The organism is Mesorhizobium waitakense (assembly GCF_056431085.1).
The window spans coordinates 26,910-46,129 of sequence record NZ_JBWKME010000083.1; the positions used below are offsets into that span (position 1 = coordinate 26,910).

A 19,220-nucleotide genomic window follows, 5' to 3' on the forward strand; every position below is an offset into this window, starting at 1 on the left:
ATCAGTGCGACGAACAGTGCTTGCGTTCGCTTTCCTTGGCGGTGCGTACGATGCCGGTCGCAACCAGCCAGGGCAGGCTGTACTCCTTGCCGGTGATGGTCTGCGTGCGATGCTCGATCGATCCCCTGACGACGATCTTTCCGGCGTAAAGCGCGTCTGAAAGATCCGTTATCGCCTTGTCGGCCTGCGGCAATCCGCTGCTGTCGATCGACACGCCCTTGATGATGGTGCCGGTGGCAAGGTCGAGCGCGCTGTTCGACGGGCAGGGTGCCTTGAAGCAGCGCAGCCCGTTGTCGCAGTAGACATAGCTGCTCTCCGCCGTGGCAAGCGACGGCACGACGGCTGTCGAAGCGGTGGCAACAAACAACAGCGCGGAGCGAAGACTGGACATGGCAGCGAGCCTCGCCAGAAAATGAGGCGAAACGGCGATGCGTTACACGCTCGCAGGAAACCGCCGGCGGTAGTGATCGACCACTTCGGGGTTGCGCAGGTTGACCGGCAGTTTGTTGGCCAGCACCAGCAAGGCTTCACCGGCCGCGCCGACGCCCATGCGCATCATCGATTCCTCGGTGATGCCGGCCATGTGCGGGGTGATGATGACATTGTCGAAGCTGAAATAGGGATGATCTGGCGGCAGCGGCTGCGTCGAAAACACATCGAGTGCAGCACCGCCGATGCGGCGTTTCTGCAAGGCTTCGATCAGGGCGTCGTCATCGACGACCGGTCCGCGCGATACGTTGATCAGCAGCGCATTGGGCCTCATGCAGGCGATCCGCTCGTGATTGATCAAGCCGCGCGTCTCCGGCGTCAACGGACAGCACAGAACGATGATGTCGCTCTGCTCGACCAGGGCGCCGATGGACAGGAAGCCGACTTTCTCCGGCGCCGGCTGCATGCTGCGCGTCGTTGCCACCACCTTGAGGTCGAAACCATGCGCCGCGATATGGCCAACGGCTTGGCCAACGGCGCCAAGGCCGACGATGCCGATCGTCTTGCCGGCAAGTTCGCTGTTGGAATTGGCGTGCTCGCGGCCGGCGAGCCAGCCTTTCGCGCGCAAGTCGCGGTCGACGATGCGGAAGCGGCGAAGCAGGGCAAGTGCCGCGAACATGACGTGTTCGGCAACCGAGCGCGCGTTGACCGCCGGCACATTCGCCACCAGCACGCCGGCCGCGAATGCTGCTTCCATCGGGATCATATCGAGCCCGGCGCCATGGCGGATTGCAGCCCTCAGCTTCCCTGCACCCTCGAAGAGCTGTGGCGGCAGAGGCGCGCGCACGATGACAATGTCGGCGTTTTTCGCCTCGGCAACAAGCGTCGCTGGGTCGAGAGCAGAAGCGACAACAAGCTCGCCGGCGCCGGCCAGCATGGCCGAGGCGCGCGGATGCAGGGGGTGTGTGGTGAGGATGCGGGCCATGTCGGTCAGGCTCTTTCGAGCGTCGGGCTTTGAGGTTCCTCGCCATGGCCCTCGATCAGGCCCTTCCAGTAGCTCTCGGCGCCCTGCAGATGAGCGCTCATCAGCGCCTGGGCGAGATTGCCGTCGCGGCGCAGCAGCGCCTCGTAGATCTGGATGTGCTCGGCATGCGAGCGCACGCTGCGCTCGGGATCGTTGAAATAGATCGGCAGGCGCTGCTCGCCCATCATGTAGTAGACGCTGCAGACATTGTGGAAGACGCTGTTCTTGGTCGCGCGTACGATCTCAAGGTGGAATTCGCGGTCTTCCTTGGCCAGGCCCTCGCCTGCGGCGATGCGCTCTTCCGAAGCTTTCAGGATCTCGCGCAGACGCTCGAAATTCTCTTCGGTGGCGCGCGAACAGGCAAGCTCGGCCGCCTTGATCTCATGGATCTTGCGCAATTCGACCGTCTCGTAGATCTGGATCGGATCGAGCGGCAGGCCGGCGCGCGCGAACAGCGCCATCGCCTCGACGCTGGCCTGCTTGGTGTCGATGTAGATGCCGGACTTGGCCCTGCGCTCGACGATGCGCATGGCTTCGAGGATGGCGAGCGCCTCGCGGATCTGGCCGCGGCTGACGCCGAACTGCTCCGCCAGCTCACGTTCCGACGGCGTTCGGCCGGTCTCCTTGTCCGAATGGGAGAACAGGTAGGCAGCGAGTTCCGCGAGAAGGTTCTTTTCTTTCATTGTCAATCGCGTTGCGCGTGCGCCTCCAGGAGCCGCTCCGAAATGGTGAACCCCAGACCCGGCTTTTCCGGGATCGCTATCATACCGTCCTTGGCTTCGACAGTCTCTTCGATCAGATCATGGATCATCGGGTTGGCGCCGAGCGAATATTCGACGGTGAAACTAGCCGGCGAAGCAGCACAGATGTGCAGTCCGGCGAAGAAGCAGGGCGCGCCGGCCCACAGATGCGGCGCAAAGCGCAGGTTGAAGGCGCTGGCGATGGTGCCGATCTTCATCGCTTCGCTGATGCCGCCGCAGAAGGCCGGATCGGGCTGGAAGATGTCGGCGGCTTTCAGCACGGCAAGGTCGCGGAAGGCATAGCGCGTCGCCTCACTTTCGCCGGTGGCGATCGGAACGGCACCGCTTGCCCGCACTTCGGCCATGCCTGGCTTGTCGTCGGCGATGATCGGCTCCTCGAACCAGGCGAGGTTCAGATCGTCGACGAGGTGGATGAAGCGCTTGGCTTCGGCCACCGTGTAGGTGCCGTGGGCGTCGACCATCAATTCGACATCGGGGCCGAGCGCCTGCCGTGCGGCACGGACGCGGGCGGCGGAGATATGCGCGGCACCGTCCATGGCGCCGACCCGCATCTTCAGGGCCTTGAAGCCGCCTTTGGCGATATACGATTTCAATTGCTCGCCGATGGCGTCGGCGGACGCCCATCCTCCGGACGCATAGGCCGGCATGCGATCGAGCTTGCGGCCGCCGAGGAGCCGCCAGACCGGAACGCCAAGCGATTTGCCCAGGATATCCCAGAGCGCGATATCGACGGCGCTGATGGCCGCTATGCTCATGCCGCGCCGCGCCAGTTGCGGCATGGCGTGGCCGGCGCGGGCGGCGCTGTCGTGGCGAACGCCGTTGTAGAGCATCTCCCAGATGACGCCGATGTCGGCCGGATCGCGGCCGATCAATTGCGGCCCGACCTCATGGTTCAGCATGTGGACAAGCGCCCCGTAGCTGCCGGCGCTGCCGGCGGCGTTTTTGCCTTCGCCCCAGCCGACCAGCCCGTCATCGGTCTCGATGCGCAGGATGGCGGCGTCAAAGGTCGTCACCTGACCGAAGTCGCTGCGGTGTTGCCGAGCGGCTTCGATCGGGATGCGGATCCACCAGGCTTGGACGGTCTTGATGCGCATGGTCTTCCCCGGCCCTGCCGCCGGTCAGGGCGAAAGGGCAATTTCCCAACAGGCAGTCGACTACTTGATCAGCGGCAGCAACCTTTCTGCGGTGATGCGCATCTGGTCAGTGTAGAATTTCTCGGTCAGAACGCTGGAGCCGTGATCCTGGATGAACTTCAGCTGCTCGGGCGAAATGTCGACCGGATGGCGCTCGACCATGTCGGGATAGGGCGCGGCCGGCGTGCGGTCGACCGGGGCGACGAACTCGTTGGTCAGCGCGCCGTCGTAGCCGACCTCCTTCAGCGTGGCGACGATCTTCGGCCAGTCGATCTGGCCGAGGCCGGCGGCAAAGCGGTTGTTGTCGGCGACATGGAAGTCGAACAGGCGCTTGCCGACCTGCCGGATCGCGTCATAGACGTTAAATTCCTCCATGTGGATGTGGTAGGCGTCGAGGCAGACGCCGCATTCGGGGCTGACCGCGTCGGCCAGCGCTAGGGCCTGGGCGCCGCGATTGAACAGATAGGTTTCGAAGCGATTGAGCGGTTCGACGGCTATCTTGACGCCGACCTTCTTGGCGTGGCTGAAGCATTCACGGGTCGCGTCGACAACCCATTTCCATTCCTCTTCCTCGGTGCCATCCGGCACCACCTTACCGACCGTCGCCGGAACCAGCGTGATGATCTCGCCATCGAGTTCGCTGATCATCGTCAGCACGTCCTTGACATACTGCACGGAACGCTCGCGCTGGCCCTGGTCCTTGGCGGCGAGGTTGCGCTCGCCCAGCATCAAGGTCACCGCGCCCCAGCAGCGGATACCATGCTCCTTCAGCAGCGCCCGCGTCTCCTTGGTCTTGTACTGCTCGGGCTCGCCGGAAATCTCGATCGACTCATAGCCGAATTTCTTGATGCGCTTGAGCGTCGTCTCCAGCGGTTCCGCGCGCATCCAGTTGTGCGTCGAAAGGTGCATGGTCTGTCCTTCCCAAATTCGTCTTTATGGTTCGCCTGCGACATGCATCGCTGAAGGCGACGCAAGGGTTCATCCCCAAGGCATCCCCAGCCTTTTTTCGCAAACTGGTTCGACCAATTGGGCCTGAAGCGAGGTCTACAGCAATTTCCCATGGACGGCAAGAAGCGGCGGACTGCTGCGCTCACTCCGAATTATTTCATTGATTATATTGAGATATGTATCCCTTTTTTGCCTGCCTCAGGGGTTCGGGCGATGCACTACAAGACTTGACCAAATCTTCGTATTTGGTAATACCAGAATAGCGGCGCGCACAAGCGCCCGGTGTGAAAAGACCAAAGTGGCTGGCCCTGCTTCCAATCGGCGCTATGCTCGGTCGCGAGGAAAATGAGGGAGGATGCCAATGCCGACGACCATGAAGGGCCCTGGACTGTTTCTGGCGCAGTTTGCAGGTGACGCCGCGCCGTTCAATTCACTGGCTTCGATCACCAAATGGGCGGCTGGTCTTGGTTACAAGGGCGTGCAGATCCCGACCTGGGACGCGCGCTTGTTCGATCTCAAGAAGGCGGCATCTTCCAAGGCCTATTGCGACGAGGTGAAAGGCATCTGTGCCGACGCCGGCATCGAGATCACAGAACTGTCGACGCATCTGCAGGGGCAATTGGTGGCGGTGCATCCGGCCTATGATGCGCAGTTCGATGGCTTTGCGCCGGCTTCGGTGCACAACAATCCCAAGGCGCGTCAGAAATGGGCGGTCGAACAGATGAAGTTCGGCGCCAAGGCCTCGCGCAATCTCGGGCTGAACGCCTCTGTGAGTTTCTCCGGAGCACTGGCTTTCCCTTACCTCTATCCGTGGCCACAGCGCCCGGCCGGCCTGATCGAGGAGGCTTTTTCGGAGCTCGGCAAGCGCTGGAAGCCGATCCTTGACGTCTATGAAGAAAATGGCGTCGATGTCGGCTACGAAATCCATCCCGGCGAGGATGTATTCGACGGTGCCACCTTCGAGATGTTCCTCGACGCGGTTGGCGGCCACAAGCGCTGCAACATCAATTACGATCCGTCGCACTTCCTGCTGCAACAACTCGACTATCTCGAATTCATCGACATCTATCACGAGCGCATCAAGGCGTTCCACGTCAAGGACGCCGAGTTCAACCCGACCGGGAGGCAAGGCGTCTATTCCGGCTATCAGAGCTGGACCAACCGCGCCGGCCGCTTCCGCTCGCTCGGCGACGGACAGGTGGATTTTGGCGGCATCTTTTCCAAGCTGACGCAGTACAACTACGATTCCTGGGCGGTGCTGGAGTGGGAATGCTGCCTGAAGCACCCGGAAGACGGCGCGGCAGAAGGTGCACCGTTTATCCAGCACCACATCATCCGGGTGACGGAAAAGGCATTCGACGACTTTGCCGGCGGCACCACCGACAAGAAAGTGCTGCGCGGCATGATGGGGATTTAACGCGGCTTCCCTCCCGCTCGAGGGAGGGTGGTAGACGGGCCCGGGTAGGGTCAGTTCAACCGAGCTCTACCTCTACGACCCACCCGATCCGTTGCGCGGATCGACCTCCCGTCAAGGGGCAGGGATATTTCAGACACGAGGAGAAAAGACATGGTCGGCGCATCGAAGTCGGAAACCGGAGGCGGTCCGATCCGCTATGGCATGGTCGGCGGCGGGCAAGGCGCCTTCATCGGCGCGGTGCACCGCATCGCGGCGCGCATGGACAATGATTTCGTGCTGGTCGCCGGTGCGCTGTCCTCCGATCCGGCGCGCGCCAAGGCCTCGGCCGCCGAACTCGGGCTCGACCCGGATCGCAGCTACGGCTCCTATGCCGAGATGGCCAAGGCCGAGGCCAAGCGGCCCGACGGCATCGAGGCGGTGGCCATCGTCACCCCCAACAATGTCCATGTGCCGGCGGCCAAGGCCTTCCTCGAGGCCGGCATCCACGTCATCTGCGACAAGCCGCTGGCGACGACGCTTGCAGAGGCCAAGAAGCTGGCCGCCGTGGTCGAGAAGTCCGGCAAGGTGTTCGTGCTCACCCACAACTACACCGCTTATCCGATGGTGCGGCAGGCGCGCGAGATGGTGGCCAAGGGCGTGCTCGGCGACATCCGCATCGTGCAGTCCGAATATCCACAGGACTGGCTGACCGAGGACCTCGCCGCCACCGGCCAGAAGCAAGCGTCGTGGCGTGGCGATCCCAAGCAGGCAGGCGCAGGCGGCGCGCTGGGCGACATCGGTACCCACGCCTACAACCTGGCGCGCTTCGTCTCGGGACTGGAGCTCGATTCCCTATCGGCCGATCTCGACGCCTTCGTGCCGGGGAGGCTGCTCGACGACAATGTCAACGTCATGCTGCGCTTCAAGCCGGCCGGCAAGACGCATGCGGCCAAGGGCATGATCTGGGCCAGCCAGGTAGCACCGGGCCATGAGAACGGGCTGAAGCTGCGCATCTATGGCTCCAAGGGCGGGCTGGAATGGGTGCAGGCCGACCCGAACTATCTCTGGTACACGCCCTTCGGCCAGCCGAAGCAACTGATCACCCGCAACGGCGCCGGGGCGCTGCCGGTGGCGGGGCGTGTCAGCCGGGTTCCGCCGGGCCATCCCGAGGGCTACCTCGAAGGTTTTGCCAACATCTACCAGGAGGCCGCGCGCGCCATCCGCGCGGCGCGCAAGAAGGGCGGCAAGCCGGCAAAGGATGTCGTCTTTCCGACCATTCAGGACGGCGTCGAGGGCATGGCCTTCATCGAGGCCTGCGTGAAGTCGTCGAAGAAGAATGGGGCCTGGACGAAACTGTAACTTCGACCGGCGAGGGGAATTCACCGGGGAGGGGCGTCGATGAAAATCGGCATGTGCATGTTCCTGTGGACGACGGCGGTGTCGAAGAAACACGAGCCGTTGCTCCGCGACATCAAGGCAACCGGCTTCGATGGCGTCGAGATACCGATCTTCGCCGGCACGCCCGACGACTACAAGAAACTGGGTGAGTTGCTCGACCGTATCGGGCTGGAGCGGACCGCCGTGTCAGCGATGGGCGATCCGGCGATGAACCTGATCGCGGCCGACGCCGCGACCCGAAAGGCCGGCGTCGACTATATGAAATGGGCTATCGACTGCGCCGACGCGCTCGGCGCCAGCACGCTGAGCGGCCCGCTGCATTCGACGCTCGGTGCCTTTTCCGGCTCAGGGCCGACAGCCGCCGAAAAGAAGCGCTCGGTCGCTTCGCAACGCGCGATCGGCGATCATGCCGCCAAGAGGAGCGTCACCATCGGGCTCGAGGCGTTGAACCGCTTCGAATGCTATCTTCTCAACACGATGGCGGATCTGTCCGAGCATATCGATGCCATCGACCGGCCGCACATCAAGGCGATGTACGACACGTTCCATGCCAATATCGAGGAAGCCGACCCGATCGGCGCCTATACAAAACACCGCAGGAATGTCGTCCATATCCATATTTCGGAGAACGATCGCGGCGTGCCGGGGCGCGGCAATATCCCGTGGAAGGAAACATTCTCCGCCATCCGCAAGAGTGGTTATGACGACTGGCTGACGATCGAGGCGTTCGGCCGTTCGCTCAAGGACCTGGCGGCGGCGACCAAGGTGTGGCGCGATTTTTCCGAGAGCCCGGAAGCCGTCTATCGCGACGGCTACAAGCATATCAGGAACGGGTGGAAGAAAGCGGCATAGGGCGCGCCTGAAGCGCCGCGATCGCTAATTTTGCTCGGCCTGGATCCTGTTGTAGTCGTGGATGGTCCGGCTCAGCCTGCGGCGCAGGAAGTTGGATATGTTGTCGAAGATGAACACGACGGCCAGCGTCAGCAGCACCATGTAGAAGACGTTGGCCCAGTTGGAGTTGGTGCGCATCGCTTCCCACAATTTCAGGCCGATGCCACCGGCGCCGACGGCGCCGATGATGGTGGCGCCGCGGGTGTTGGATTCCCACTGGTAGAGCGTCTGGCTGATGAAGATCGGAATCACTTCAGGCATCACGCCATAGCGCTGCACCAGCAAACCGTTGGCACCTGTCGACTTGATGCCCTCGCGCGGCTTGTCGTCGATGTTCTCGAGGCTTTCCGAATAGGTTTTGCCCAGCGTGCCGATCTCGGTGAAGAAGATCGCGGCACTGCCGGCCAGCGGGCCAGGGCCGAAGGCGCGGGTGAAGAACAGCGCCCAGATCAGCATGTCGACCGAACGCATGAAGTCGAAGAAACGCTTGAGCACCTGGCTGAGCAGCCCGTTCGGCGTGATGTTGCGGGCGGCGAAGAAGGCAAGCGGGAAGGCGACGATGCCACCGAGCAGCGTGCCGAGAAAGGCCATGACGATGGTCTGCAACAACTTCGTCCAGACGTCGCCGTGCTGCCACTGGGCGTTGTTCCAGATATTGTCTCCCGCCAGCGCGAGGTTCGAGGTGCCCGGCTTGAGTTCGGGGCCGGACACGATGAGCGAGACCACTTCACTGGCCGACTTGCCGAAGAAGGGCGAGCGCGTGTCGAAGACGAAATTTGCCCAGCCGAGGAAGCGCTTGCGGACCTTGACGCGGTCGACGGTGACGCGCACTTCGCCGGCGAAGCCCATCTTGGCCACCACCTCGTCGTCATGAGCGGTGATCCAGTCCGGCACCGGGCCCGAGATCACCGGCTTGCCGCCGGTCAGCGACACCGGCACCGTCACGCCATTGGCCACGATCGTCGCCTTGGTCTTGTCGAAGGTGACGGACTTGTCCGGACCGTCGATCAAGACGCTGAAGGTGCCGTCCGCGTTCTTGATGACCCAGTCTGGATTCGGGTTCTCGCCAAGCGCGGAAAAGCGCGGGTATTTCGGTGTGATCTCGGGCTGGTCGAGCCGAAATTCCGGCTGCAGGTCGTAGCTGATCCACTGCGTCAGGAAGAGCGGCAGGCGTTCCCAGTGCGATTCCCGCAGCACTTGCGGCAGGCTGAAGAACCACAAGGCATAGATGAGGTAGAGCAGGATGCCCACGAACAGGAACAGCGGGGCAAAGCGCTTGTACGTCGGCCGCCGGAACACTTGCGGGTAGCGCTCCTCGATCGACCGGATTTCGTCGGCGGTCATCGTCGCCATGATCAAGAGCCTGATCCATCTCGATAGAACCGGGATGGGGCTCTATCTTTTGATTTTGCCATGGTCTTTTCCGAAAACCGGATTCCACTTTTCGGGATCATGGCTAAGCACCCATCAGGAAGGCTTGTTCGCCGACCAGCTTGCGGCGCAGCCAGGCGGAGAACTGGTCGATAATGAAGATGGTCGTGAACAAGAGCAGCACCAGGGCCAGTGTCTTGGCGCCGAAGCCGCGTGAGATCGAGAGTTTCAATTCCTCGCCGATGCCGCCGCCGCCGACGGCGCCAATGATGGTCGAAGCGCGCACATTGATCTCGACGCGGAGCAGCGTGTACGACATGAAGTTGGGCAGCACCTGCGGCAGGTCGGCGAAGCGCACCCGCTCGAACCAGTTGGCGCCGACCGCCCTCAGGCCTTCCTCGGCGCGCATGTCGATGTTCTCGTTGATCTCATAGAACAGCTTGCCGAGCGCGCCGATCGAATGCAGGCCGATGGCGATGATGGCAGCGATCGGACCGGTCGAGACGATGGCGGCGAAGAGGCCAGCAATGACGATCTCCGGAAAGGCGCGCAGCAGCTCCATGAAGCGCTTGACGACGAGCCTCAGCACCGGATGCGGCGTCAGATTGCGCGCGGCGATGAAGGAAAATGGCACGGCGAAGGTGAAGCCGATAAACGTAGAGACCAGCGCCACGTTCACCGTGGTCAGCATGAGCTCGAAATATTCAGGGATGTAAAAGCCGCCCCAGACATAGACGCGGCCGAGCGGAAAGTTGAATTCCTGGGTGCCGGTGTCATGCGGCGAGGCAATGTCGAACAGCGCCCGCCAGACGTCGTTCCAATCCTTGGGGATCAGCCAGCTCAGGAAATCCAGGATATGCGGCAGCCGGTCGAAGAAGTGCCCGGCATTGGCTTCGTCGGCGAACCACATGCTCGCAAACATCGCGGCAAGCAGCAAACCGACGCCAAGCACCGTATAGAGCCGGCGCAGCGATATCTGGCGTCGCCAGGCATCGGCCATCTGATGGGTGGCGGCGGAGGGGGCTGTCACGGAAGGGGTCATGATCGGACAAACAGAAAGGGCGGTGTTTTGAACACCGCCCTTCTGATTTTTGCCGTTAGCCGCCGATGGCCGCCTTACGGGCTTCGACGATGACGTTGTAGAAGTCCGCCTTCACCGGAACGTAGCCGGTGAAATCGCCGCCTTCGACGCCCTCGAAGCAAGCCTTGTCCTTGGCCGGCAGGGCCGTGAAGAAGGCAGTCAGCTTGGCGGTCATGTCGTCGCCGAGCGCGGTGCGCACGACCAGCGGGCCGTTCGGGATCAGGCCCGAGCGCCAGACTTCGACGAAGTCGTTGGGGTCGACGGCGCCCTTGGCGACTTCTTTGTGGAAGGTGCCGGAGGTGTAGCCGTTCTTGAAATCGCCGATGCCCGAGGAATCGTCCACCGCGACGTCGACCTTGCCGTCACGCACGGCCAGAACGTTGTTCTCGTGGCCGCCATTGAACTGGGTCGAAGCGAAGAAGGTTTCGTTCGAAGCGCCAGTGTCCTTCGGGATCTGGGTCAGCGGGATCAGATAGCCGGAGGTCGAATCCGGATCGGCGTAGCCGAGCTTCTTGCCCTTGGCCGACTTGATGTCGGTGATGCCGGAAGACTCGAGCGCCAGGCCGATCGAATAGTAGCCGGTGGCGCCGTCGGTCTGCTGGGTGGTGAGGATCGGGGTTACCGCCTTCGGGTCCTTGAGGGCGATGCTGGCATAGCCGGAAGCGCCGAGTTCGGCGAAGTCGAGGGTACCGCCGAGCAGGCCCTGGATGACCCCGTCATAGTCGGCGGCGGGGAACAGCGAGACCTTCTCGAAGCCAAATTCGGCCTTCAGATGGTCGGCCAGGCACTGGTAGTTGCGCAGCCGGTCGGTTTCGTTCTCGCCGCCAAGGATGCCGACGCGGAATTCCTTCATATCGGCGGCGTGGGCCATGCTGGTTGCCATGGCGAGCACCGAAACGGCGCTAAAAACCATCTTCCTGAACATTGGATATCTCTCCTGTGGGTTCCGGCCCCGCGCCGGTAGCGTTGGTTATTCTGACAGGTGCCCTTGACGCGGGCTGGCGATCCAGGTCGCTCTTTCTTGACCCATGATCTTTCCCGAAAACCGGTTTCCACTTTTCGGGATCATGGACTCAATATCCCGGGAATGCGGGCTCGAGCGGTCCGGCGGATGCAGTGATCTTTTGCTTGTAGGCGATGCTGGTCGAGGTGATGGCCTCGGAGATTTCGCCGCCATTGCTGTCGGCGCCATAGACGAGGCGGACGGCCTCGCGGTTGAGCTCTTCCGGCGGGCCGTCGAAGACGACCTTGCCGGCGGCCATGCCGATGATGCGGTTGCAGTAGGCGCGGGCAGTGTCCAGCGTGTGCAGATTGGTGACGACGGTGATGCCTTCGCGCAGATTGATGTCCTGCAGCGAATCCATCACCACCTTGGCGTTGAGTGGGTCGAGCGAAGCGATCGGCTCGTCGGCGAGGATCACCTTGGGCTGCTGCATCATGGCGCGGGCAATGGCGACGCGCTGCTGCTGGCCGCCCGACAACGTGCCGGCAGGCTGCATTGCGGTGCGGGCGATGTCGAGCCGTTCGAGCGCGGCGACCGCCTCGGCGCATTCGGCGCGGGAAAACATGCCAAGCAGGTTCGACAGGGTCGAACGGTGGTTCAGCTTGCCGAGCAGCACATTGGTCAGCACGTCGAGGCGCGGCACCAGGTTGAACTGCTGGAAGATCATGGCGCAGTCGCGCTGCCAGCGCCGGAGCGGCGAACCGCGCAACTGGGAGACCTCGGTACCGTCAAAAAAAATCGATCCCTGGCTGGGATCGATGAGACGATTGATCATGCGAAGAAGGGTTGATTTGCCAGCACCCGAACGGCCGATAATGCCAACCATCTGACCCTGCGGGATCGAGACGTTGATATCGCTGACGGCAGTGTTCTTGCCAAATCGTCGGGTGACGCCGCGGATTTCGAGCGTGGCTGACATGGTCGTTTCCAGTCCAGTCGCGTTGAAGGTCTGTTAAGAACTTCGCTAGCGCAGCGCCATGAACCTGCGGTGTCGGATTGATGTCAGTTTTGTTACCGCCCACAGGCGCGGCGTCAGGCGCCTGGTGGTGTCGATCAGCCGAGCACCTGCAACTCCTCGAAATGCTCCATGTCCCTGAAGCTGCAGAAGGCCGGCGCCTTGATCTCGATCGCCGGAGCCCGCCGCGCGAAAAGCGCGAGAGAGTCATCGAACAGTTGCTGCCATGCGACCGCCCTGTCATCCGCCAGACGCTGGATCGGATAGGCTAAGGTGATGTGGAAGACGTAGCTGTCGTGATCGGGATGCCGGTAGCCGAACGGCACCGCCAAGGCATCGCGCCATGCGCCCATGATGCGCACGTCCTCGTCGGTCGCGCCGGCGACGGTGAGGCCGGTCGGTACGATTTCGACCACCTTGATGTTGAACGGCCCGAAGCCCTTGAAACCCTTCAGGCGTTCCAGGTAGAGGCGGGTCATCGCGTCGATGCTGGTGTCGAGCGGCACGTCATGTGGCCAGTAGGGCAAGCGGCGGCGATATTCGATGATGCCCTGGAACAGCGTCATGTGCAGGCTGGAGACGGGGGTGAAGGCCAGCCGGTCGGCATCGGGCATCGCCAGCATCCGGTCGCGCACCTCAAGCACCACAGCCTCGGAGGGCGAACCGCTGACGAGATGGCTGACGACCGTGTTGCCGGGCTCGATCAGGAAATTGCCCGACATGTCGTAGCGCGTGCCGAGATGAACGGGTGGCTTCGGATTGGAGCCGGCAAAGAATCCGGCGAGCGAGGGTCTGACAGAAACAGGCATTTGCGATCTCCAGGGCAGATGGCGTCGTGCCCCGGCGATGTGTCAGGGATATGAAACAGGCTCACCCATGACAATGATGTGATGGCCTATCCGCCATATTTTTCCAGAAAGGCGTCGGCCGACAGTTCCCGGAAATCATCCAGTGCTGTCCGCAGCTTGGCATGGTCCCAGTCCCACCAGGCGAGCGCGTGGTAGCGTTCGGCGGTGCGGCGGTCGAAACGCTCACGGATCGGTCTGGCCGGCACGCCGCCGACGATGTTGTAGGGCGCGACATCCTTCGAGACGACCGCACCGGCACCGACCGCGGCGCCATCGCCGACGGTGACGCCAGGCAGGATGGTGGAGCCGTGGCCAAGCCATGTGTCGTGGCCGATGGTGACCCGCTTGGCGCGGCGCTGGGCGAAGAATTCACTTTCGTGCTCTGCGTCGTCCCAATAGTCGGAAGCGCGATAGGTGAAATGGTGCAGCGTCGGCCGCCATGTCGGGTGGTTGGTGGCATTGATGCGCACGCTGGCTGCAATGTTGGAAAACTTGCCGATCGTCGCGCACCAGACGGCGCAGTCCTGCATCAAGTAGGAATAGTCGCCGAGGATGCTCTCGGAAACCCGGCTTCGGTCGGCGATCTCGGTCCAGCGGCCAAGCGTCGAGTTCTGCACGTCCGCCGTCGGGTGGATCAGCGGCGTCTCTGACAACTTTTTCGTCATGCGGCGATTTTTCCGGGCGCGAAAGCGGTCACGTCGATGATGCGGTCGGCGACGGCCTCGCGCACGTCGTGGTCGTGGAAGATGCCGAGCAGGGCGACGCCCGCGGCCTTCTTGGCGGCGATGAGTTCGATCACCACGTCGCGGTTCCTGGCATCGAGCGAGGCGGTCGGTTCGTCGAGCAGCAGGATCGGGTGCTCGGTGATGAAGCCGCGCGCGATGTTGACGCGCTGTTGCTCGCCGCCGGAGAAGGTTGCCGGCGGCAACGCCCAGAGTTTTTCCGGCAGGTTGAGCTGCGCCAGCAAGGCGCGAGCCTTGCCGCGCGCGCTCTCGCGGTCCTCGCCGCGCTCGACCAGTGGTTCGGCGACGACATCCAACGCCGAGACGCGCGGCACGGTGCGCAGGAACTGGCTGACATAGCCGATCGTTTGCCGGCGTATGGCAAGCACGGTGCGCGGGCTGGCGGTGGCGAGATCGATCAGCCCATCATCGTGCTTGACGATGATCTGGCCCTCGTCGACGGCGTAGTTACCGTAAAGCATCTTCAGAATCGAGCTCTTGCCGGCACCGGAAGGGCCGCCGAGCACGGTGCATTCACCAGCCCTGATCGAGAAAGACACGCCAGCAATGACCGGCAATTTGACGCCGTCGCGCAGATGCATGGTGAAGCTCTTGGCGACGTCGGAAACAACGAGGGGCGTCGGCATCAGAAGGTTCTCCGGTCGGCATTCGATGGTGATCTTGCGTGGTGCCAGGCACCCCCCTCTGGCCTGCCGGCCATCTCCCCCTCAAGGGGGGAGATCGGCTGTCGCTTCGGGTTTCGCCATTCTCCAACGTTGCAGAATTGGCGAGGCAGAAAAGCTGCAAATCTCCCCCCTTGAGGGGGAGATGGCCGGCAGGCCAGAGGGGGGTGACTCAGCGCAAACACATCACACCTGCAAAATCGAGGAAACGAGCAACTGGGTGTAGGGCGCGCGGGGATCGTCGAGCACGCGGTCGGTGAGACCGCTTTCGACGACGCGGCCGTCCTTCATCACCATCATGCGCTGCGACAGAAGCCGCGCCACGGCAAGGTCGTGGGTGACGACGATGGCCGCGAGACCAAGATCGGTGACCAGGCCGCGCAGCAGGTCGAGCAGGCGTGCCTGCACCGAGACGTCGAGGCCGCCCGTCGGCTCATCCATGAACACCAGCCGCGGCCCGGTGACGAGGTTGCGGGCGATCTGCAGGCGCTGGCGCATGCCGCCGGAAAAGGCGCGCGGCTCGTCGTCGATGCGGTCTTCGTCGATCTCGACGTGCGACAGCCAGTCGACGGCCGTGGCGCGGATCTTTCCATAGTGGCGGTCGCCGACCGCCATCAGTCGTTCGCCGACATTGGCGCCGGCCGACACCGTCATGCGCAGGCCGTCAGCCGGGTTCTGGTGGACAAACCCCCAGTCGGTGCGCATCAGGAAGCGACGCTCGGCCTCGCTCATCCGGTAGAGCTCGCGGAACTGGCCGTCGCGCATGCGGTAGCTGGCGGTGCCGGAACTCGGCAGCAGTCGGGTCGACAGGCAGTTGAGCAGGGTCGTCTTGCCGGAACCGGACTCGCCGACGACCGCCAGAACTTCGCCAGGCCACAGGTCGAAGGAGACGTTGTCGCAGCCGACGCGCGAACCGTAGAATTTGGAAAGCGCCGAGACGCGCAGCAGCGGTTCGTCGGTCATGGGCGAGATCCTGGCATGAATTCGGTACTATCTGCTCCTGCCGTGATTCTGCCGGCGAGCAGGTCGAGAAATGCGTTGCCGATTTCGATCATCCGACGGGTCTCGATTGGACGCGACCAGTTGCCGAGTCCAATAAGCTCGATCGTGGCGGGCTCAAGCGCCTTTGTCTGAATCTCCAGTATCTTCAGAAGGCGGCTTATCGCGCTGGCGACCTTTTGCTTCGCGGATTGGTCATGCGCCACGATGTCCAAATCCGTCACAACGGCCCCTACAATCTGTATCTCGGATTGAAAAAGCCAATTGTCTCGGGCGATCATTTCCGGTGCTGACCGATCGGGATTGGCTTCGACGTGCAGCGCAAGCAAACGCAGCCAAAGACACAGCAGGCCATCGTTCATCCAGAAGCCCTTTTCATCAACTTCGACGAAGGAGCTACCCATCGGAGAGGCCTCCGGGGGCATGACTTCCCTCGCCGGCATCAAGGGCCGCCAGATGGCCGCGATGGCCCGCTTCACGCCGCTTCTCGCAGTGATCGGTGTCGGAGCAGACGAACATGTGACCGCCATGGTCGTCGAGGATGACCTCGTCGAGATAGACGTTCTCGGCCGCGCACAGGGCGCAGGGGTGGTCGAAGGTCTGCACCTCGAACGGGTGGTCCTCGAAGTCGAGGCTGACCACTTCGGTGAACGGCGGCAAGGCATAGATGCGCTTTTCGCGGCCGGCGCCGAACAACTGCAAGGCCGGCGAGCGGTGCATCTTGGGATTGTCGAATTTCGGCGTCGGCGACGGGTCCATCACATAGCGACCCTCGACCTTGACCGGATAGGCATAGGTGGTGGCGATGCGGCCGTGCCTGGCGATGTCCTCGTAGAGCTTCACATGCATCAGGCCATATTCCTCCAGCGCATGCATTTTCCGCGTTTCGGTCTCGCGCGGCTCGAGGAAGCGCAGCGGCTCGGGGATCGGCACCTGGTAGACCAACACCTGGCCCGCGGTCAGCGGATGCTCGGGGATGCGGTGGCGGGTCTGGATGATCGTGGCCTTGGCCGTCTCTGTCGTCACCGCGACGTTGGCGACCTTCTTGAAGAAGGCGCGGATCGACACCGCATTGGTGGTGTCGTCGGCGCCCTGGTCGATGACCTTCAGCACATCGTCGGGACCGATGATCGAGGCGGTGACCTGGACGCCGCCGGTGCCCCAGCCATAGGGCATCGGCATCTCGCGCGAAGCGAACGGCACCTGATAGCCGGGGATGGCGATGCCCTTGAGGATCGCACGGCGGATCATCCGCTTGGTCTGTTCGTCGAGATAGGCGAAGTTGTAGGTGGCGATGTCCGTCGGTTGAGCGGTCATTCCGCGGCCTCCCTCTTGTCGTCCGCCTTCACCGGGTTTTCGCGGGCGTCATATTCGGCGCGCATGCGGCGCACGAGCTCGAGTTCGGCCTGGAAGTCGACATAGTGCGGCAGCTTCAGGTGCTCGACGAAGCCGGTCGCCTGGACATTGTCGGAATGCGAGATGACGAACTCCTCGTCCTGCGCGGCGGCGACGACATCTTCGCCGAGTTCCGAAGCGCGCAGCGCCCGGTCGCAGAGTGCCATCGCCATCGCCTTGCGTTCGCTCTGGCCGAAGACGAGGCCGTAGCCGCGGGTGAATTGCGGCGGCGCCTTGGCCGAGCCCTTGAACTGGTTGACCATCTGGCATTCGGTGACCCGCACGCTGCCGAGCGGCACGGCGAACGGGAGTTCGGGCACATCCAGTTCCAGTTCGACCTCGCCGATGCGGATCTCGCCGACGAACGGATGGTTGCGGGCATAGCCGCGTTGGGTGGAATAGCCGAGCGCCAGCAGAAAACCCTCATCTCCGCGTGACAGCGCCTGCAGGCGGATGTCGCGCGCCATCGGGAATTCCAGCGGCTCGCGCGTGATGTCGCCCGGGACATGGTCCTGCGGCATCTCGCCATCCGGCTCGATCAGCCCTTCGCGGGCAAGGATCGGCGAGACGCGCGGCATGGCTTGCGTTTCCGTCTCGCGCTGCAGCGGCTCGGCAACATCGCTGCCGGCGGCAAGCTCGGGATCGAGCAGCCGGTGCGTATAGTCGAAGGTCGGGCCGAGCAACTGGCCGCCGGGCAGGTCCTTGTAGGTCGCCGAAACGCGCCGCTCGACCAGCATGGTGGCGGTGTCGATCGCCTTGGAATAGCCGAAGCGCGGCAACGTGGTACGGTAGGCGCGCACCAGGAAGATCGCCTCGATCAAGTCGCCGCGCGCCTGGACGATGGCAAGCGCGGCCAGCTCCCGGTCGTAGAGCGAGCCTTCGCTCATCACCCGGTCGACGCCCAGCGCCAGCTGCTCGACGATCTGGTCGAGGCGAAGGGCGGGCACCGAACGGTCGCCGCGCCGGCGGTCGGCCAGCAGGCTGTGGGCGTTGGCAATGGCCGCCTCGCCACCTTTTACCGCGACATACATCTCAGGCCTCCATCGTCTTGATGCGCGTGGTGCGCGGCAGGCAGGCGACGCCGTCTGATGTGGCGAGGATGATGTCGACGCCACGCGGAAAGCGCTTGATATTCTGCTTCCACTGTTCGACGAAATGACGCGGCATCGGCGCTGGCGCGATCGTGGCACTGGTTTCGATGCCGGGGCCTTCGAGCAGCAGCGGGACACCCGAAACGAGATCACTGACTTGCAGGATCAGCGTGGTGGAGCGGTCGGGATAGTCCTGGGTACCTTGCGAAAAACCATCGAGCGCCATCATCTCTGCTGGCGCGGCAATGAGCGCGAAATGTGCATCGGCCGGTGTGTTGGCCAAAGGGGCACCGGTGTGGAAACCAAGCCAGGATTTGATCGCGGCGGAGGCCTGCAAAGCGGGATCGAGCCAGAGCGGGGTGTCGTTGTCGCAAAGCGCCAGCGCTACGGCGCCGGCGGTCGCCGAAAGCGGCACCGGCGGGCGAGCGAAGGCCGGCAGGGGCTGCATGCTGCCCGGCCGCGCCATCGCGTCCATGACCGCGCGAAACACGGTCTGGGCGTTGAAGACCGGATCGGCGAAACCGCCTTCGATCGATTGCGCTGCGATGTCCATCAGTCTTCTCCGCGAACCATGGTGAAGAAATCCACCTTCGTTGCCGCCGTCTCGGCGCGGCGCCGTTCATGCGCCGCGGCCAGAGCCGACCGCAGCGGCGCTATGAGCCCGGTCTCGACCTCGGCGCGACGGGCCGGATCCTGCCACAGCGCGTCGGCTACGGCCGCCAGCCTCACCTTCTGCTTGTCGCGGCCAAGCGCATAGCAATGGCCGACCTGTCCGGACGGCAGCCGGACAGTGGCGCGGGTAACGGTCGCTTCGCCGACATTGAACGGAGAGCCGCCACCGCCGATGCGGCCGCGCACGGTGATCAGGCCGGTTTCAGGCCCACGCAGCAGCTCGGCTTCCGAAGGCAGCCCGGACTCGTTCCAGAGCCGGACGATGTTATCGCCGCTGGATTGTGCCAGTGTTGCCATGGCGGCCTTGCGCTCGGCCTGGTCGCGGGCTTCCTGTCCTCGCATGAGCCATATTCCTCTTGGCTAAATTTGTCTATTGATATAGACAACTATACAAATAATACCTATTATCTAACGCGAGTC

At 63.2% G+C, this 19,220-nt stretch carries 21 protein-coding genes; 3 read left to right on the forward strand and 18 right to left on the reverse strand.

All coding sequences use genetic code 11. The features are described 5' to 3' along the window. Position 1: 1 nt before the first annotated feature. Genes AC07FD_RS18165 through AC07FD_RS18185 form a run of 5 tightly spaced genes read right to left on the reverse strand, consistent with a single transcriptional unit; the run spans position 2 to position 4,256 of the window. Complete coding sequence (locus tag AC07FD_RS18165; protein WP_478350965.1) at positions 2-391, reverse strand: hypothetical protein; 390 nt, start codon at positions 389-391, stop codon at positions 2-4. Between the two features lie 42 nt (positions 392-433). Further along, the gene (locus AC07FD_RS18170) at positions 434-1,414 is read right to left on the reverse strand and encodes a hydroxyacid dehydrogenase (RefSeq protein WP_478350966.1); all 981 of its coding nucleotides are present in this window, start codon (positions 1,412-1,414) and stop codon (positions 434-436) included. A gap of 5 nt (positions 1,415-1,419) precedes the next feature. After that, positions 1,420-2,136, reverse strand: a complete 717-nt coding sequence (locus AC07FD_RS18175; protein ID WP_095084786.1) for a FadR/GntR family transcriptional regulator — start codon at positions 2,134-2,136, stop codon at positions 1,420-1,422. A 2-nt stretch (positions 2,137-2,138) separates the two neighbouring features. Continuing rightward, positions 2,139-3,308 (reverse strand): mandelate racemase/muconate lactonizing enzyme family protein, encoded by a 1,170-nt coding sequence (locus AC07FD_RS18180; RefSeq protein WP_478350967.1) that lies wholly within the window; start codon positions 3,306-3,308, stop codon positions 2,139-2,141. 60 nt (positions 3,309-3,368) lie between these two features. Beyond that, positions 3,369-4,256, reverse strand: coding sequence for a sugar phosphate isomerase/epimerase family protein (locus AC07FD_RS18185; RefSeq protein WP_478350968.1), 888 nt, complete (start codon positions 4,254-4,256; stop codon positions 3,369-3,371). Between the two features lie 400 nt (positions 4,257-4,656). Between AC07FD_RS18185 and AC07FD_RS18190 the strand changes: the two genes are divergently transcribed. From AC07FD_RS18190 to AC07FD_RS18200, 3 genes are all read left to right on the forward strand, one after another. Continuing rightward, the gene (locus AC07FD_RS18190) at positions 4,657-5,712 is read left to right on the forward strand and encodes a sugar phosphate isomerase/epimerase family protein (protein ID WP_478350969.1); all 1,056 of its coding nucleotides are present in this window, start codon (positions 4,657-4,659) and stop codon (positions 5,710-5,712) included. Positions 5,713-5,862: 150 nt separating this feature from the next. Then, the gene (locus tag AC07FD_RS18195) at positions 5,863-7,050 is read left to right on the forward strand and encodes a Gfo/Idh/MocA family protein (RefSeq protein ID WP_478350970.1); all 1,188 of its coding nucleotides are present in this window, start codon (positions 5,863-5,865) and stop codon (positions 7,048-7,050) included. Between the two features lie 39 nt (positions 7,051-7,089). After that, on the forward strand, positions 7,090-7,941 hold the full coding sequence (locus AC07FD_RS18200) for a sugar phosphate isomerase/epimerase family protein (protein ID WP_478350971.1): 852 nt from the start codon (positions 7,090-7,092) through the stop codon (positions 7,939-7,941). Positions 7,942-7,965: 24 nt separating this feature from the next. Here AC07FD_RS18200 and phnE (AC07FD_RS18205) read toward each other — a convergent pair whose 3' ends face one another. From phnE (AC07FD_RS18205) to phnG, 13 genes are all read right to left on the reverse strand, one after another. Next, on the reverse strand, positions 7,966-9,333 hold the full coding sequence (phnE, locus tag AC07FD_RS18205; RefSeq protein ID WP_478350972.1) for a phosphonate ABC transporter, permease protein PhnE: 1,368 nt from the start codon (positions 9,331-9,333) through the stop codon (positions 7,966-7,968). Positions 9,334-9,436: 103 nt separating this feature from the next. Continuing rightward, positions 9,437-10,393 (reverse strand): phosphonate ABC transporter, permease protein PhnE, encoded by a 957-nt coding sequence (gene phnE / locus AC07FD_RS18210; protein WP_478350973.1) that lies wholly within the window; start codon positions 10,391-10,393, stop codon positions 9,437-9,439. Between the two features lie 55 nt (positions 10,394-10,448). Further along, positions 10,449-11,357, reverse strand: coding sequence for a phosphonate ABC transporter substrate-binding protein (phnD, locus tag AC07FD_RS18215; protein WP_478350974.1), 909 nt, complete (start codon positions 11,355-11,357; stop codon positions 10,449-10,451). 148 nt (positions 11,358-11,505) lie between these two features. Then, a complete protein-coding gene (gene phnC, locus AC07FD_RS18220; RefSeq protein WP_478350975.1) occupies positions 11,506-12,354 on the reverse strand; it encodes a phosphonate ABC transporter ATP-binding protein in 849 nt (282 codons plus the stop codon). Between the two features lie 134 nt (positions 12,355-12,488). Next, positions 12,489-13,199 (reverse strand): DUF1868 domain-containing protein, encoded by a 711-nt coding sequence (locus AC07FD_RS18225; RefSeq protein ID WP_478350976.1) that lies wholly within the window; start codon positions 13,197-13,199, stop codon positions 12,489-12,491. Between the two features lie 86 nt (positions 13,200-13,285). After that, the gene (locus AC07FD_RS18230) at positions 13,286-13,903 is read right to left on the reverse strand and encodes a DapH/DapD/GlmU-related protein (protein WP_478350977.1); all 618 of its coding nucleotides are present in this window, start codon (positions 13,901-13,903) and stop codon (positions 13,286-13,288) included. Further along, on the reverse strand, positions 13,900-14,607 hold the full coding sequence (phnL, locus tag AC07FD_RS18235; protein ID WP_478350978.1) for a phosphonate C-P lyase system protein PhnL: 708 nt from the start codon (positions 14,605-14,607) through the stop codon (positions 13,900-13,902). The genes AC07FD_RS18230 and phnL overlap by 4 nt, the downstream gene beginning before the upstream one ends. A gap of 222 nt (positions 14,608-14,829) precedes the next feature. Continuing rightward, on the reverse strand, positions 14,830-15,606 hold the full coding sequence (gene phnK, locus AC07FD_RS18240; protein ID WP_478350979.1) for a phosphonate C-P lyase system protein PhnK: 777 nt from the start codon (positions 15,604-15,606) through the stop codon (positions 14,830-14,832). Further along, entirely contained in the window at positions 15,603-16,046 is a 444-nt protein-coding gene (locus AC07FD_RS18245; protein ID WP_478350980.1) for a hypothetical protein, read from the reverse strand. Before AC07FD_RS18245 ends, phnK begins: the two co-directional genes overlap by 4 nt. Continuing rightward, entirely contained in the window at positions 16,039-16,959 is a 921-nt protein-coding gene (locus AC07FD_RS18250) for an alpha-D-ribose 1-methylphosphonate 5-phosphate C-P-lyase PhnJ (RefSeq protein WP_478350981.1), read from the reverse strand. The genes AC07FD_RS18245 and AC07FD_RS18250 overlap by 8 nt, the downstream gene beginning before the upstream one ends. Beyond that, the gene (locus AC07FD_RS18255; RefSeq protein WP_478350982.1) at positions 16,956-18,068 is read right to left on the reverse strand and encodes a carbon-phosphorus lyase complex subunit; all 1,113 of its coding nucleotides are present in this window, start codon (positions 18,066-18,068) and stop codon (positions 16,956-16,958) included. Before AC07FD_RS18255 ends, AC07FD_RS18250 begins: the two co-directional genes overlap by 4 nt. 1 nt (position 18,069) lies before the next feature. Continuing rightward, positions 18,070-18,681 carry a phosphonate C-P lyase system protein PhnH gene (phnH, locus tag AC07FD_RS18260; RefSeq protein WP_478350983.1) on the reverse strand — a complete coding sequence of 204 codons (612 nt, stop codon included), beginning with the start codon at positions 18,679-18,681 and terminating at the stop codon, positions 18,070-18,072. Then, on the reverse strand, positions 18,681-19,142 hold the full coding sequence (gene phnG / locus AC07FD_RS18265) for a phosphonate C-P lyase system protein PhnG (RefSeq protein ID WP_478350984.1): 462 nt from the start codon (positions 19,140-19,142) through the stop codon (positions 18,681-18,683). The genes phnH and phnG overlap by 1 nt, the downstream gene beginning before the upstream one ends. Between the last annotated feature and the right edge of the window lie 78 nt (positions 19,143-19,220).

Excerpts from the sequence above, each read along its gene's own strand:
- phnG (WP_478350984.1), bottom strand. The coding sequence starts at position 19,142 with ATGCGAGGACAGGAAGCCCGCGACCAGGCCGAGCGCAAGGCCGCCATG.
- AC07FD_RS18255 (WP_478350982.1), bottom strand. The coding sequence starts at position 18,068 with ATGTATGTCGCGGTAAAAGGTGGCGAGGCGGCCATTGCCAACGCCCAC.
- AC07FD_RS18250 (WP_478350981.1), bottom strand. The coding sequence starts at position 16,959 with ATGACCGCTCAACCGACGGACATCGCCACCTACAACTTCGCCTATCTC.
- AC07FD_RS18225 (WP_478350976.1), bottom strand. The coding sequence starts at position 13,199 with ATGCCTGTTTCTGTCAGACCCTCGCTCGCCGGATTCTTTGCCGGCTCC.
- AC07FD_RS18195 (WP_478350970.1), top strand. The coding sequence starts at position 5,863 with ATGGTCGGCGCATCGAAGTCGGAAACCGGAGGCGGTCCGATCCGCTAT.
- phnE (WP_478350973.1), bottom strand. The coding sequence starts at position 10,393 with ATGACCCCTTCCGTGACAGCCCCCTCCGCCGCCACCCATCAGATGGCC.
- phnK (WP_478350979.1), bottom strand. The coding sequence starts at position 15,606 with ATGACCGACGAACCGCTGCTGCGCGTCTCGGCGCTTTCCAAATTCTAC.
- phnC (WP_478350975.1), bottom strand. The coding sequence starts at position 12,354 with ATGTCAGCCACGCTCGAAATCCGCGGCGTCACCCGACGATTTGGCAAG.
- phnE (WP_478350972.1), bottom strand. The coding sequence starts at position 9,333 with ATGGCGACGATGACCGCCGACGAAATCCGGTCGATCGAGGAGCGCTAC.
- AC07FD_RS18170 (WP_478350966.1), bottom strand. The coding sequence starts at position 1,414 with ATGGCCCGCATCCTCACCACACACCCCCTGCATCCGCGCGCCTCGGCC.
- AC07FD_RS18185 (WP_478350968.1), bottom strand. The coding sequence starts at position 4,256 with ATGCACCTTTCGACGCACAACTGGATGCGCGCGGAACCGCTGGAGACG.
- phnD (WP_478350974.1), bottom strand. The coding sequence starts at position 11,357 with ATGTTCAGGAAGATGGTTTTTAGCGCCGTTTCGGTGCTCGCCATGGCA.
- AC07FD_RS18230 (WP_478350977.1), bottom strand. The coding sequence starts at position 13,903 with ATGACGAAAAAGTTGTCAGAGACGCCGCTGATCCACCCGACGGCGGAC.
- AC07FD_RS18180 (WP_478350967.1), bottom strand. The coding sequence starts at position 3,308 with ATGCGCATCAAGACCGTCCAAGCCTGGTGGATCCGCATCCCGATCGAA.
- AC07FD_RS18190 (WP_478350969.1), top strand. The coding sequence starts at position 4,657 with ATGCCGACGACCATGAAGGGCCCTGGACTGTTTCTGGCGCAGTTTGCA.
- phnH (WP_478350983.1), bottom strand. The coding sequence starts at position 18,681 with ATGGACATCGCAGCGCAATCGATCGAAGGCGGTTTCGCCGATCCGGTC.
- phnL (WP_478350978.1), bottom strand. The coding sequence starts at position 14,607 with ATGCCGACGCCCCTCGTTGTTTCCGACGTCGCCAAGAGCTTCACCATG.
- AC07FD_RS18200 (WP_478350971.1), top strand. The coding sequence starts at position 7,090 with ATGAAAATCGGCATGTGCATGTTCCTGTGGACGACGGCGGTGTCGAAG.
- AC07FD_RS18245 (WP_478350980.1), bottom strand. The coding sequence starts at position 16,046 with ATGGGTAGCTCCTTCGTCGAAGTTGATGAAAAGGGCTTCTGGATGAAC.
- AC07FD_RS18175 (WP_095084786.1), bottom strand. The coding sequence starts at position 2,136 with ATGAAAGAAAAGAACCTTCTCGCGGAACTCGCTGCCTACCTGTTCTCC.
- AC07FD_RS18165 (WP_478350965.1), bottom strand. The coding sequence starts at position 391 with ATGTCCAGTCTTCGCTCCGCGCTGTTGTTTGTTGCCACCGCTTCGACA.